Genomic DNA, 13,152 nt, shown 5'->3' with positions numbered 1-13,152 from the left:
CTTCACTGCTCAAGTGGTGCATGGGGTACAAGCGACAGCACAGGGTCGGTTGCAGCCTATCTCTACCGGCAGCTGACGACCCACAGGTGTCAGCAACCAGAGTCAGAGCGGAGGCCGGGGCTCGCGTCGTATAGCCATCGCGTTCCTGGCTACCACACCAAGATGGGAAATATATCGTGCCGCGTACTCACGACATAAGACTCCAATCCATTTTTCTCAGGATGGATTTGCAAGATCATTTGCGTACTGAAGGTGATGGTGAAAACCCCAAAACTATCAATTGAAAAAGCTTCTACATCGTGGTTTAGAAAGTCGAAAAGTAAAGGGCTTGTGGCAGCATCTTCACCATGCCCCCACTTGCATACCCTATTGATATCACAAGCGAATGGGCACTGAATTAACACGCTAGCCATATCGCCAAAAAGCAGGATCTGCGAACCGATCCCGACAGTTACACCTGTTAGCGCGGAAGGAATCATTTCGGCCAAATCTGAATCATTTATCATCGTGCCGTGCTCTTTTCATACAGGTGGTTGTTGAAGAAGCATAGGCCTGAATCGGCTCTCATTTAGTAGGCAGATCATATAACCATTTGTTAGCGCGGCCACCCAGGCTGACCGTCCGACGTTAGCGGAAGCGGCTTGGGTGACGTCAGCTTTTGGCCGATTGCTGCCCGTCACGAACGGCAGAAATCGGCCAAAAGCCGCCGGTCGGGTCAGGCGACTTCCGACCCAAAGCGGGCATCCACTCGTGACTATTCGGATCATGCGCCCACGTCATTTATCAGTTCGCGCCAGGCATCCCTTGCCTTCTGCTCCGAGGTAAAGACTTGTACTTTTGGATGCCAGAACTGCCCCTCAATTACGATGCATTCCAGGGTAGAGTCCTGAAACGTGAAGACATAATGGATGGCATCTTTTAGAAACCGCTGTCTATCGTGTCGCGGATGAATGGCGTTTCTCTGTCCAAGCTCTGCTAGCCAAGGCGAATTATCTATTCGATGAATTTGGTAATGCTTGAGGCCAAGTCCAATAAGCGGATGACCACCCAAAGCCTCGTCGTTTGGTGAGCCGAACTGAATTTTTTTAACTAGGGGAAAATGGATTAAAGCTATTTCTTCCCCAGCGGTGCAATACCGTAAACATAGCTGCGTGTCCGTGGCAAACACGATGGGTTCGGGCGACGTACTCGGCTGTGGCCAGGAGTCAAGCAGCACTACGGTTGCGAATGACATAGGTAAGCCTAGTGAGGAATAGGGAGCAAAACAGAGTGCGAGAGCGACGCGTTGTCGTCAAACGTTTCTGATCGCGATGGGCTGCTTCTGGCCGAGGCTGTGTAAAAACGTTTTTGAGCACGTCAGGTGCTCAAAACTGGACTGGAAATCGCGTTTCTACGCGAAATCCACATCTGCAGACGTGCCGATAAATTTCAGATTTAACGTAGACGCGGACACTTCAATTTTGGCGAAGCGTTTTTACACACTCTGGGCCGATAGCTGCCCGTCACGAACGGCAGTAATCGACCAAATGCGGACGGTGGATACGTCTAGAAAAACCGGTGCGATGGAGACCCCTGGTGAAGCCCCTTTGCTGTCACCTTAGACGGGCCTGACGCCAGCGCTTGACTCTGTCCCTTGGGGCAACCCATACCCTGCCTTATCTATTTCAGGTTCCGTCGTCAGCGGATAAGGCAATCCATGAATACGCTATCGATGGTCACCGGTGCCAATGGGCATCTGGGAAACACCTTGATCCGGGCACTGCTCGCCCGAGGGCAACAAGTGCGCGCCGGGGTCCGTGACCCGGACCGAAGCCCAGCCCTGAACGGGCTCGACTGCCACGTGGTACGCGCCGAACTGCAGGACCCTGACTCACTGCGCCAGGCCCTGCAAGGGGTGGACGTGCTGTACCAGGTAGCGGCAGTGTTCAAACACTGGGCGAGGAACCCACACGCCGAGATCGTCGACGTCAACGTACAAGGTACGCGTAATGTGCTGCGGGCCGCCGCAGAGGCCGGGGTCCGGCGCGTGGTCTATGTCAGCTCCGTGGCAGCGGTTGGACACAACGGCCAACGCCTGGATGAAAACAGCTGGAACACCGATCAGAACAACCCGTACTACCGCTCAAAAATCCTCTCTGAACGCGCTGCCTGGGAGACCGCCCAGGCCTATGACCTGCCGATGGTCACGGTGTTGCCCTCGGCAATCATCGGCCCTCATGCCACGCGGCTGACCGACACTATGGGATTTCTTGCGGCCGTGCTGGCGCGCAAGCTGGTGCTGGACCCGAACTTTTATTTTAACTTTGTCGATGTGCGCGACGTGGCCGACGGTCTGATCCGCGCCGCTGAAAAAGGCCGTCCCGGCCAGCGCTACATACTCGCCAATCAGCGGGCTTCATCACTGGTTGAGGTGATCGAGGCACTCAACACGCTATACCCCGGGTATCGACTGCCGCGCCGCGCACCAAAAGCCTTGCTGTTGCTGATCGCCTGGCTGCAAGAACAGCGGGCACGGTACACCGGTCAGCCAGCCGAATTGCTGCTCAGCCAGGTGCAGATGTTTTATGGGGTGCGCCAGGTCTACTGCATCGACAAGGCTATAAATGAACTGGGCTACCAGCCGCGCTCGCCGCAGGACGCTCTCAAGCAGGCGTTTGCGCACCTATTGGCACGCTGATACCAGGCGCAGCGCCGGGCACTGACGTGGGGGCGAATTGCTGGTTGATCTGTTGTTGCAACTGCGTCAGGTGCTGCTCCCGATTCTGCAAGGCCTGGATCTGCGCTTGCAGCTCCAGGCGCTTGACCTCGATGCCCTGATTGGCCAGCGCCAGGGGAAACGGTGCCTGATGCTGCTTGGCAGCCAGCAACTCGCTCATCTCCCCCAGTTTGAACCCCACCGCCTGGGCAGTGCGGATCATCTGAACCAGCGTCAAATGATGGGCCGTGTACAGCCGATAACTGCCACGGCGCTGTGGGGTCAGCAGGCCCAGTTGCTCATACAAACGAATGGCTTTGGGAGTGCACCCCGACAACGTGGCAAGTTCACCTATGTACATATAGCGCTCCCCCTGATCCAGCTCCGGCCCGCAGTTTACTGGCTGTGACCGGATGTTGTCCTGATTCACCCGGTGTTCATACAGATTTCGTCAGCGGCACCGTCTAGTTTGGGAAGCAGGGACAGATTTATTCCACCCATGGATCGGCCAATCTTGGCCAATTTCTACAGGTCTTACCGGCTGCTTAGGGTCGAAAGCAGCCAGATGAAATGGCGAGCTATCGGCCAAAGACTTTATTTCTAAATATTTGCGTTATGGCAAAATGATCTGATTACTTTGATGCTCAAGCCAGTCATAGCTCATTTGAAATTTTGGCTAATTTCTAGCGAGCAATTCTAAGGGTTAAAACAGACTAAGGCGGTTAGACAACTAATACGTGAGGTAAACATGAGCTATCACGTCGCACACAGATACGGTGCCATAAGCCCCATCTCTGGCATACGCCTGTTCCTTCAGCTTCTCGCCGAACTGATAGCTCGCTTGGAAGATGAGGGTCACGGTGATTTTGCGGTGAACCTGTCACGAACCGTTATTTTTGAAAACCTAGTAAAATCGAGATCAGACGACACTTTATAAGACTGGATATTGAGAATACTTGGATAACTAGTCGCTGTTTGGGTATTGGCGGCTCCAGAGATACGCGACGGGATGAAAGATAAATCAAAGGCGTTCATGCGCCGGACAATTTCCTTCAAGTGCTTGCGTTAACCTTCTTGGCATGAATGGGGGATCTACGCGCAGACGAGCCACATTAAGCCAGGTCGATTGTGCTGCGATCATCCCGTTCAGGCGGTTTGCAGCATTTCTTCATCGCACACCGGCAAAGTTTGTTCGAATCTGCTCTTCTTAGCGGCACAGCTTTGTAATGTCGATTTAGCGTGTGCGCGGTTGGTCGTAGGCACACGCGATCATGGGAGTGGGGCATCCTTTATATGGCGAGCGTCACTGGTTGGCGTGGAGGAACTCACCAACTCAGGTTTGCGACCACCGAGCATGGGCAAGTGTTCGTGGTGCATAGTTCGGGCAACCGGTTTATCTGCCAGAATCGCCTTCTTATGAAGTGCCGTTTCCAGCTCTTCCAAATGTCGCGAGAGTATTTTCACCGATCCGTCCAAATTGGCGGGATCGAAAGGGATCTTACCATTTGCGATTAGCACCATTGCCAGGTCCCACGCGCGCTGAGAGTCTTTCATCACGCCACTTCCTTCTCGCGCTTGGCAACTTTTCCGTCCTTTGCCGCCGCGCTTATTATGGGCGCTGGGAAATATTTATTGAGCACGCCGAGATGATCAATCGCTTCACGGAAAAGCGCTTCGGCTTTGCCGCGAAGGCGCAGATATTCATCAAACATTTCGCTATCGAAATCAGGGTGCTCCAGCAAGTCGAATGCGCTGTTGCTAAGGGCATTGGCCTGGTTGAAAAGCTTTTGATTTTGCTCCATGGCCAACTGCCGGCAGGCCATCATTTTTGTGTGGCTGTTATTGTGTTGCATGGCTTCAATCCTTCATCAGCAGGTCTCTCTATGGTGGTGTGACAAGCTTGCGAGGCCCTTGTATCAAATTGGTTTTCTCTTAAATATCGATTAATTCAGCGATTCAGCTGCGCCTAAATTATCGCCTTTTTAGATCGACGCTTCGCCATCTCAAAAAAACTGAACCTCATCGCCGCTCCTCAGACCTAACAACTTATAACCAGTAACCGGGAGGTACGTCATGCAAGTTACCTATTTCTGGATTGGCCTGATGGTCATTCTGCTGTTGCTGGACTTATGGGTCCTCAATAGCGTCTGGCGTAGCGATAACAGCACGGGCAGCAAGGCGGGTTGGACGGCGTTGGTCGCAGTATTACCGTTTGCGGGGTTGGCTATTTGGGCGATTGCGGGTCCGCGTGGCATCACCAAAGGTCCGTCCTCTCCAGAACACAGTAAGGGTTGATCAAGGGACCGTATGAAGGAGCCTGTTCATCGGGATCTGCACAGCCGCAATTACCCGGTCGATGAGGACATGGTCTTGCAACGCAAGGTCTGGTGCTTCGAGCGATTGGGCTGGTACGGCTTGGTAACGCTGATCGGGCTCACCTTGGCAGGGGTATTCTCCAAAGGGCCGCTGAGCAGCGCAGAGGGCCGCACTGCCGATGGGCAACTGCGCGTCGAGTACCAGCGGTTCCTGCGCAATGGCTCTTCCGATGAGTTGATCGTCCATCTCCAGGGCAAACCCCGCGAACCGCTCGAAGTCGAAATCAGTGGGGAATTGTTGCGCGGCTTTGAAATTGAAATGCTTCAACCGCAGCCATTAAAGGCGAGTGCCGCCGGCGAGGGCGTAAGGCTCTGGGTGCTCAGCGACAACGCGGGACAGGCGATCGTGCACCTGACGGTGCGCAGCGACGGTGTGGGCAGTTTTACGACTCGCGTTTCGCTGCCAACCGGCGCCTTATTAGGTTTCTCACAGTTCATTTATCCCTAGGGGGTATCATGGATTCGGTGTTACGGGCCGCTGCTATCTACATAGTATTGATGATCCTGTTCAAGGTCGCTGGTCGACGTTCGCTTGCGGAGCTGACCACCTTCGACCTGGTGCTGTTGATGGTCATCGGCGAGGCGACCCAGCAGGCTTTGCTGGGCGACGACTTTTCGCTGACCAATGCGGTGCTGGTGATCGCAACGCTGATTGCAATAGACATTGGTTTTTCACTGGTCAAACAGCGTTCACGCTGGTTTTCCCGCCTGCTTGATGGCGGCCCGACGATAGTCGTCGAGCATGGCAATGTGCTCCATGAGCGCCTCAAGCGTGCGCGATTAGATGAAAGCGATATTCTTGAAGCCGCCCGATCCGCTCAAGGCATCTTGGAGATCAATCAGATCAAATTCGCGATCCTTGAGCGCAACGGAAAAATTTCCGTCATTCCTTCTGAATAGATCCAGACTAACGCCGTAAGCGACAGAGTTTTTCGATGAGATCAATCAACGACTCATGGGCGACCGGTTTGCTGAGATGGGTACTAAAGCCCGACTCAGCCGCCTTCTTCTGGTCACTGCCGGCACCGTAGCCTGTGAGGGCAATGGCGGGCACCTGGCGCAGGTGGCCTATCGTACGCAGCTTCTGCATCAGCTCATGGCCATTCATTTTCGGCATGCCAATGTCAGAGATGATCAAGTCGTACTGTGCATCGCGGGCAGTTTCCAGCGCAGTCTGTGGGTCATTGAAGGCGCTAACCTGAGCGCCTTCCATCTCCAGCAACAAATCCAGCACTTCGAGCACTTCGGCAGAGTCATCCACCAGCAACACCTTGACGCCGTGCAGACGTTCACCCTCGTCCTGTTCAGCGTCAGCAAGTTGCAGATGATCCTGTTGTTCGCAAAGCGGCAGCCATATCGAGAAGGTGCAGCCAAAACCCAGCCCCCTGGAATGGACACTGACCGAGCCTTCGTGAGCCTCCACCAATTGGCGTACCAAGGACAACCCTATGCCAAGGCCCTCGCGCTGATGCGTCTGGTGCTGGTTTTCTGCCTGCCCGAACAGATCAAAGATCTTCTCGCGGCTGTCATCTGCCAAGCCGATACCACTGTCGATCACATCCAACTGCGCGCGTCCCTCTGAGCGGCTCAGCACCAACTGCACCTGACCGCCCTCCGGGGTGAATTTGAGGGCGTTATTGACCAGGTTCCAGATCACTTGCTCAATGCGCGTCGGGTCGACGTCGACGATCAGGGGGCCATGATCCGAAGGCGTATGCATCGTGACCTGACGATGATGGCCGTCGGCGAGCACTACGCCATGGATATCCTGCAACGTGCGAATCAGATCAACCTGTTGTTTTTTCAGCTTGAGCTTGCCCGTGCGCACCCGGGCGACATCCAGCAGGTCGTCAATGATTCGCGCCTGGCTGGACACTGCCTCGCAGATTGTATTCACGGCTTTGATCGCCGGACCCGCCGCCTTGGTAGCGGGCAAGCGACGCAGTAAATCCGCGTTCAGTTGGATCAGGTTCAGTGGATGCTTGAGTTCGTGCGACATAACGGCGAAGAACTCGTCCTTGAGATGGCTCTTCGTCTGAGTTTCCATCAGGCGCTGGCTTTGCTCATCCTGGGTGCGTTTGTGGCCGGTGAGGTCGCGGGCGATTTTGACGTAGCCCTGCAAGCTGTCGCTCTTGAGCTGTGTGACCTCACCGCTGCAGTAGAACCGGCTGCCATCCTTGCGCACGTGCCAGCGCTCGTCTTCACCCCGACCATGTTCGCGCGCCGCGCGTAGCTCGCTCTCAGGTACGCCGGCGGTGCGATCCTCCGGTGAAAAAATCAAGTCGTAATAGGCGCCCAGCACTTCGCCCTTACTGTAGCCGAAGATCAGCTCTGCACCGGTGTTCCAATCGGTGATGGCACCGTGGTCATCAAGGATGATAATTGCAAAGTCGTGGGTACTCTCGGCCACCAGGCGCATGCGCTCTTCCCCTAGGCGCAGTTCCTCCTCTGCCTGGCGTCGTTTGGTGATATCGATGAAGGTCAGCACCGTGCCGTCGATATGATCCTCGCTGGAACGGTAGGGCAACAATCGTGCGATGTACCAGCGATCGTCCTTACTGCTGATTTCCCGCTCGATGATGCTCAGCGACTCAAACACAGTCGCAGCGTCTTCAGTGATTTCCGGGTAATCCAGGCGGTGCGTGATGTCCATCAACGAGCGTCCGGTGTCCACTGGGAGCATGCTGAAAATATCGGTGGCACGTGGCGTGAACCACCGGATGCGCATATTGCGGTCGACGAATACGGTGGCGATATCGGTGGAGGCGATCAGGTTGGTCAGGTAGTCATTGACCTTGTCGGTCTCTTCTACCTTGGTTTTGAGTTCATAGTTGACGGTCAACAGCTCCTCATTGATCGACTGCAGTTCTTCCTTGCTGGTTTCCAGTTCTTCGGTGGCCGAACGCAACTCTTCATTGACCGCCTGCATTTCTTCGTTCGAGGCCTTGAGCTCCTCGCTTGAGACTTCCGACTGTTCGATGGTGTCCTGTAAGTGCAGCTTGGTGCGTTGCAGCTCCCGCTCAAGGTTGCGCAGGATGGCGTTTTCAGCATGGCTGACGGCGCTGGTATCAGCCTGTTGTGGGTCGGTTTCGCTTTCCTGGAAGATCACCAGCACATAGTCGCTTTCGGTCGCGTCATCGCGATAAGGGCAGGCGGTAATGTCCACCATGAAGGAGCCCTGCTCGCGCTGGACGCGGACTTTGCGGGAGGTCACAGGCATATTCGATTGCTGGACCTGGAAGAGTGTGGTGCGGATGTCGAGGCGCAGGTCGGGATGAACCAGGGCCAACAGATTGTGAGTAACTTCCCCGGCGACATAGCGCAAGAACCGCCCGGCACCTTCGCTCATGTGCAGGATGTCGGCGTGGATATCGACGATTACGCTGGGTGGCGCGGCTTTTTCCAAGGCGCGCAGGTGGATATCCGCGAACGAAACTTTGCTGGGCGCCTTGATTTCAGTCCCAATCGACGCGGTGCTTGGGCGCAGGTAGCCGCCTCGCGGCATGGTTGGGGCGCGGCGCATAGCGGAGGAGCCGGCACGCACCCGAAAAATGCGGTTTCGTTTGTCCACCGGTACAAACAGGTCCAGGCAACCGTCGGCCGATTCCGAGGAACCGAGGAACAGATAGCCACCGGGGCGCAGCGCAAAGTGGAACATCTGCAGGATGTCGCGTTGCACTTCGCGGTCCAGGTAGATCAACAGGTTGCGGCACACGATCAGGTCGATCTGGGAGAACGGCGGATCAGCCAGCAGGCTGTGTTTGGCGAACAAGACCTTCTCGCGAATTTCCTTGCGTACCCGGTAGTGCTGGTTTTTCTCTTTGGCGAAGTACTGGCGCAGCCGCGGTGGCGGTACGTCGGTGATGATCGCCTCGGGGTATACGCCGTTGCGGCCGTGGGTGATTGCGCGCTCGTCAATATCAGTGGCAAACACCTGCATCTTGGCACCGCTGGCATCCAGCGCCAGTTGCTCGGCCACCAGCATCGCGAGGCTGTAGGCTTCTTCGCCGGTGGAGCAGCCGGCCGACCAGATGCGCACCTCCTCACGGTGCGGCACGCTGTCTTCGAGCGACTTCACCAAGTTAGGTATCACGTCGCGTTCAAGTGCTTCAAAGGCTTCGCGGTCGCGGAAGAAGTTGGTCACGCCGATCAGCATATCGCCGAGTAACGCCTTGGTTTCGTCTGGGTGTCCTTGGAGGAAGTTGTAATAGGACGCCAGGTCAGGCTGCGCGGTTACTTGCAAGCGACGCTCAATACGGCGCAACACTGTGGCACGCTTGTAGTGCTTAAAGTCGTGCCCGGTACTGGCGCGTAGCTGAATCAGGATGTCCAGCAATAACTGCTCCGCAACGGCGGCATCGCGTTCGGTGGCGGGCGGGGTGGTATTGATTTCGGGATCGCCGGCGGTGGGCAGGATGATCGATTGAGCATTGCACCACAGCTCCAGCAATTTCTGCGGCATTTCCACCACCGGAAGCACGAGATCGGCCATTTGCGTTTCGATGGCAGCCAACGGCATACCATCGAACTCTGCATCTTCCGGGCTTTGTACCAGAGTGATCCCGCCTTGCTCCTTGATCCGAGACAGGCCCACCGCGCCGTCTGAGCCGGTCCCAGACAGAATCAGGCAAAACGCCCGCTCTTTGTGCGTGTCGGCCAGATCGCGAAAAAATAGGTCAATAGCGATATGCGAACCACCTTCGCGCAACGTTGGCGATACTGACAAATAGCCATCGTTCATGCTTAGGAGGTGTGCAGGCGAGATGACATACACCCGATTTTTTTCTATGGGCGTGGTGTCATTGACCTGCGACACCGGCATGCGGGTTGACTCCTGGATGATCTGGTCCGCCACACTTTGATGATCGGGGGACAGGTGCAGGATCACTACAAATGCCATGCCGCAGTCTTTGGGCATGTGCTCAAAGAACGCCTTCACCGCCTGCAGCCCGCCCGCCGACGCGCCAATCCCTACCACCGGAAAACTCAGGTCGCTTGGAATCAGATCTTTGCGTTGCGGAACGTTAGGGGACCGCAGGGGGGCAGACTTCATAAATACCGACCTTGTTAGCTTGGTTAACTGCGCACGCGAAGAGCGTGTGGAGGGGCGCGAACTTAAACGAGTGTTATGGCTTGACCGAAAGCTAAATAAATATAGCTGAAAACCTGCGTGCAGCAGAACGCCTCGACGCAATTAGCCAATTCTACGAAGTACTACGCTGCGGTTGAGGCGCCCATTATTCAGAAGGTTTATTCGGATCGAAGAATGGCGCTCGTGCGCCTGAACGGTTATCTGATTTTTTCAAAATCCGTCTGAACTTACCTTCCCGGCCAACCCTCGCAAAAGTAATCACAGCCAGGAGGGAGACCGATGAACAGTTACCCAAAACCACCTTTCAAGGCGCAAGAGCAGCCCGTACCCGGTCAACAGCGCAAGATGGATCCAATGCCCGATTGCGGTGAGCAGACCTACAAAGGCTCGGGTCGACTCGCCAACAAAGTAGCCTTGATCACCGGGGCCGACAGCGGCATCGGGCGTGCGGTGGCCATCGCCTTTGCACGCGAAGGCGCGGACGTGGCGGTCTCCTATCTGGATGAGCATGAAGACGCCAAGGAAACCGCGCGGTGGGTCGAGGCGGCGGGTCGTCAATGCCTGTTGCTACCCGGTGACCTGGGCAACGCGGATCAGTGCACGGCGATCGTCGCTGACACCGTGGAGAAGTTCGGACGCATCGATGTGCTGGTCAATAACGCGGCGTTCCAGATGACCTACGACAGTCTGGAAGACATCCCTGACGAGGATTGGCTAAAGACCTTTAACGTCAACGTCACCGCGATGTTTCGCATCTGCAAGGCAGCGCTGCCGCACATGGCCGAAGGCAGTTCGATCATCAACACCAGCTCGGTCAATTCCGATGCGCCCAACCCAACGCTGTTGCCGTATGCGGCGAGCAAAGGCGCGATCGCCAACTTCACTGCTGGCCTGGCGCAGATGCTCGGCAAGCGCGGTATTCGCGTCAACAGTGTGGCGCCCGGGCCAATCTGGACGCCATTGATCGTATCGACGATGACCGAGGAGTCCGTCAAGAACTTTGGTGGAAATACACCGCTGGGACGCCCCGGGCAGCCAGTCGAAGTCTCGCCCATTTACGTGCTGCTGGCGTCGGATGAGGGCAGTTATATCTCCGGTGAACGCTACGGCGTAACAGGTGGCAAACCCATTCTTTGAATGAAGCGAGGCATTCGATGACGACGACAGTAGGCGACTTTCTGGTTGAGCGGCTCAGCCAATGGGGCGTTACCCGAATCTTTGGTTATCCGGGTGACGGTATCAATGGTGTATTCGGCGCGTTGAGCCGGGCGCAGGGCAAGATCGAATTCATTCAGGCCCGTCATGAGGAAATGGCCGCGTTCATGGCGTCGGCCCACGCCAAATTTACGGGAGAGCTGGGCGTTTGTATCGCGACTTCAGGGCCAGGAGCCTCGCACCTGATCACCGGGCTCTATGACGCGCGAATGGACCATATGCCGGTGCTGGCGATTGTCGGGCAGCAGGCGCGGGCGGCGCTTGGGGGGCATTACCAGCAGGAGCTGGACCTGGTGTCGATGTTCAAGGATGTGGCAGGGGCATTTGTGCAGCAGGCTACGGTGCCATCCCAGGTGCGTCACTTGGTGGACCGGGCCGTACGCACCGCGGTCGGTGAGCGCCGAGTGACGGCGATCATCCTGCCCAACGATTTGCAGGAGGCGACCTACGAACCGCCCGTCAGGGCCCACGGCACAGTGCACTCGGGGGTGGGTTATTCAAAGCCGCGAGTGGTGCCGTATGAGGCGGATCTACAGCGCGCCGCAGACGTGCTGAATGCCGGTGAGAAAGTTGCGATTCTCGTCGGCGCAGGGGCGCTGGCGGCCACCGATGAAGTCATCGCCGTCGCCGAAGCGCTTGGCGCCGGGGTGGCCAAGGCGTTACTCGGCAAGGCTGCAGTCCCTGACGATTTGCCCTGGGTTACCGGCAGCATCGGCCTGTTGGGCACCGAGCCCAGCTACAAGCTGATGACCGAATGCGACACCTTGTTGATGATCGGCTCGGGTTTTCCTTACTCAGAGTTCCTGCCCAAGGAAGGCCAGGCCCGTGGGGTGCAGATTGACCTGCAACCCGACATGTTAAGCCTGCGTTATCCCATGGAGGTGAATCTGGTGGGCGATGCCGCCGAGACCCTGGCTGCGTTGTTGCCGTTGCTCACCCACAAGACTCAGCGTAAATGGCGCAAAAAGGTCGAGGGTTGGTGTGCTAGCTGGGAGAAAACCCTGGAGAAACGCGCCCTGGTAAAAGCCAAACCGATCAACCCGCAACGCGTGGTCTACGAGCTGTCTCCACGCCTGCCCGACCACTCCATCATCACCAGCGATTCCGGCTCCTGTGCCAACTGGTATGCCCGCGACTTGAAGATCCGCCGTGGCATTCAATGTTCCCTGTCCGGTGGCTTGGCGTCCATGGGGGCTGCCGTGCCGTACGCCATCGCCGCCAAGTTTGCGCAGCCGCAGAACACCGTGATCGCGCTGGTGGGCGACGGCGCGATGCAGATGAACAACATGGCCGAACTTATCACCGTGGCCAAATACTGGCGGCAGTGGCAGAGCCCTAACTGGATCTGTGCGGTGTTCAACAATGAAGACCTGAACCAGGTCACTTGGGAGCAGCGCGTGATGGAAGGCGACCCCAAGTTTAAGGCTTCGCAAACTATTCCTGACGTGCCGTATCACCTGTTTGCGATTTCGCTGGGGCTGAAGGGGATTTTCGTCGATCGCGAGGAAGATGTGGCTGCGGCCTGGGAACAGGCGTTGGCCTCGGATGTACCGGTGCTGATCGAGTTCAAGACCGACCCCAACGTGCCGCCACTTCCCCCGCATATCAAGCTGGAACAGGCCAAAAAGTTCGCCACCACGTTGCTCAAAGGCGACCCGGATGAAGCCGGGGTGATTGTGCAAACCGCCAAGCAAGTGTTGGCCAGCGTTCTGCCAGGAGGCGCAAAAAAATAACGAACGCTTGCGCACCCGCGCAGCCAAAGCGTTAAGGACATG

At 56.5% G+C, this 13,152-nt stretch carries 12 protein-coding genes; 6 read left to right on the top strand and 6 right to left on the bottom strand.

Going from position 1 to position 13,152, the window contains the following annotated elements; translation table 11 throughout:
- Positions 1-149: 149 nt before the first annotated feature.
- Positions 150-506, bottom strand: a complete 357-nt coding sequence (locus BLV67_RS06590) for a hypothetical protein (RefSeq protein ID WP_003192646.1) — start codon at positions 504-506, stop codon at positions 150-152.
- Between the two features lie 257 nt (positions 507-763).
- Positions 764-1,234, bottom strand: coding sequence for a hypothetical protein (locus tag BLV67_RS06585; RefSeq protein ID WP_069787825.1), 471 nt, complete (start codon positions 1,232-1,234; stop codon positions 764-766).
- A gap of 462 nt (positions 1,235-1,696) precedes the next feature.
- On the opposite strand from BLV67_RS06585, the gene BLV67_RS06580 reads away from it, so the two are divergent.
- Positions 1,697-2,677 carry an NAD-dependent epimerase/dehydratase family protein gene (locus tag BLV67_RS06580; protein ID WP_244160698.1) on the top strand — a complete coding sequence of 327 codons (981 nt, stop codon included), beginning with the start codon at positions 1,697-1,699 and terminating at the stop codon, positions 2,675-2,677.
- Here BLV67_RS06580 and BLV67_RS06575 read toward each other — a convergent pair.
- The 3 genes from BLV67_RS06575 to BLV67_RS06565 all read right to left on the bottom strand — a co-directional run bounded on the left by BLV67_RS06575 (position 2,643) and on the right by BLV67_RS06565 (position 4,548).
- On the bottom strand, positions 2,643-3,056 hold the full coding sequence (locus BLV67_RS06575) for a MerR family transcriptional regulator (RefSeq protein ID WP_069787823.1): 414 nt from the start codon (positions 3,054-3,056) through the stop codon (positions 2,643-2,645). The two genes, BLV67_RS06580 and BLV67_RS06575, sit on opposite strands and share 35 nt — an antisense overlap.
- A 908-nt stretch (positions 3,057-3,964) precedes the next feature.
- A complete protein-coding gene (locus BLV67_RS06570) occupies positions 3,965-4,249 on the bottom strand; it encodes a hypothetical protein (RefSeq protein ID WP_069787822.1) in 285 nt (94 codons plus the stop codon).
- Entirely contained in the window at positions 4,249-4,548 is a 300-nt protein-coding gene (locus tag BLV67_RS06565; protein WP_069787821.1) for a hypothetical protein, read from the bottom strand. The genes BLV67_RS06570 and BLV67_RS06565 overlap by 1 nt, the downstream gene beginning before the upstream one ends.
- A 220-nt stretch (positions 4,549-4,768) precedes the next feature.
- On the opposite strand from BLV67_RS06565, the gene BLV67_RS06560 reads away from it, so the two are divergent.
- The 3 genes from BLV67_RS06560 to BLV67_RS06550 are packed head-to-tail and all read left to right on the top strand — an operon-like array spanning position 4,769 to position 5,970.
- Positions 4,769-4,990 carry a PLDc N-terminal domain-containing protein gene (locus BLV67_RS06560; RefSeq protein WP_069787820.1) on the top strand — a complete coding sequence of 74 codons (222 nt, stop codon included), beginning with the start codon at positions 4,769-4,771 and terminating at the stop codon, positions 4,988-4,990.
- A gap of 12 nt (positions 4,991-5,002) precedes the next feature.
- Positions 5,003-5,518, top strand: coding sequence for a hypothetical protein (locus BLV67_RS06555; protein WP_069787819.1), 516 nt, complete (start codon positions 5,003-5,005; stop codon positions 5,516-5,518).
- An 8-nt stretch (positions 5,519-5,526) separates the two neighbouring features.
- Positions 5,527-5,970, top strand: coding sequence for a DUF421 domain-containing protein (locus tag BLV67_RS06550; RefSeq protein WP_069787818.1), 444 nt, complete (start codon positions 5,527-5,529; stop codon positions 5,968-5,970).
- 7 nt (positions 5,971-5,977) lie between these two features.
- On the opposite strand, the gene BLV67_RS06545 is transcribed toward BLV67_RS06550, so the two are convergent.
- A complete protein-coding gene (locus BLV67_RS06545) occupies positions 5,978-10,123 on the bottom strand; it encodes a CheR family methyltransferase (protein ID WP_069787817.1) in 4,146 nt (1,381 codons plus the stop codon).
- 318 nt (positions 10,124-10,441) lie between these two features.
- Here BLV67_RS06545 and BLV67_RS06540 point away from each other — a divergent pair, with 318 nt between their 5' ends.
- Together BLV67_RS06540 and BLV67_RS06535 are read left to right on the top strand one after the other, a co-directional pair.
- Positions 10,442-11,299: an SDR family oxidoreductase gene (locus tag BLV67_RS06540; RefSeq protein WP_069787816.1), complete on the top strand. Its 858-nt coding sequence runs from the start codon at positions 10,442-10,444 to the stop codon at positions 11,297-11,299.
- Positions 11,300-11,316: 17 nt separating this feature from the next.
- Positions 11,317-13,110, top strand: coding sequence for a thiamine pyrophosphate-requiring protein (locus tag BLV67_RS06535; protein ID WP_069787815.1), 1,794 nt, complete (start codon positions 11,317-11,319; stop codon positions 13,108-13,110).
- The last annotated feature ends 42 nt before the right edge of the window (positions 13,111-13,152 follow it).

The organism is Pseudomonas salomonii (assembly GCF_900107155.1).
GTDB lineage: Bacteria > Pseudomonadota > Gammaproteobacteria > Pseudomonadales > Pseudomonadaceae > Aquipseudomonas > Aquipseudomonas salomonii.
Note: the sequence above shows the minus strand (reverse complement) of the source record. Positions and strands in the feature narration are given on the sequence as shown.

Bases quoted from the DNA above. Each gene is read 5' to 3' on its own strand.
- BLV67_RS06590 (WP_003192646.1), bottom strand. From the start codon at position 506: ATGATAAATGATTCAGATTTGGCCGAAATGATTCCTTCCGCGCTAACA.
- BLV67_RS06585 (WP_069787825.1), bottom strand. From the start codon at position 1,234: ATGTCATTCGCAACCGTAGTGCTGCTTGACTCCTGGCCACAGCCGAGT.
- BLV67_RS06580 (WP_244160698.1), top strand. From the start codon at position 1,697: ATGAATACGCTATCGATGGTCACCGGTGCCAATGGGCATCTGGGAAAC.
- BLV67_RS06575 (WP_069787823.1), bottom strand. From the start codon at position 3,056: ATGTACATAGGTGAACTTGCCACGTTGTCGGGGTGCACTCCCAAAGCC.
- BLV67_RS06570 (WP_069787822.1), bottom strand. From the start codon at position 4,249: ATGAAAGACTCTCAGCGCGCGTGGGACCTGGCAATGGTGCTAATCGCA.
- BLV67_RS06565 (WP_069787821.1), bottom strand. From the start codon at position 4,548: ATGCAACACAATAACAGCCACACAAAAATGATGGCCTGCCGGCAGTTG.
- BLV67_RS06560 (WP_069787820.1), top strand. From the start codon at position 4,769: ATGCAAGTTACCTATTTCTGGATTGGCCTGATGGTCATTCTGCTGTTG.
- BLV67_RS06555 (WP_069787819.1), top strand. From the start codon at position 5,003: ATGAAGGAGCCTGTTCATCGGGATCTGCACAGCCGCAATTACCCGGTC.
- BLV67_RS06550 (WP_069787818.1), top strand. From the start codon at position 5,527: ATGGATTCGGTGTTACGGGCCGCTGCTATCTACATAGTATTGATGATC.
- BLV67_RS06545 (WP_069787817.1), bottom strand. From the start codon at position 10,123: ATGAAGTCTGCCCCCCTGCGGTCCCCTAACGTTCCGCAACGCAAAGAT.
- BLV67_RS06540 (WP_069787816.1), top strand. From the start codon at position 10,442: ATGAACAGTTACCCAAAACCACCTTTCAAGGCGCAAGAGCAGCCCGTA.
- BLV67_RS06535 (WP_069787815.1), top strand. From the start codon at position 11,317: ATGACGACGACAGTAGGCGACTTTCTGGTTGAGCGGCTCAGCCAATGG.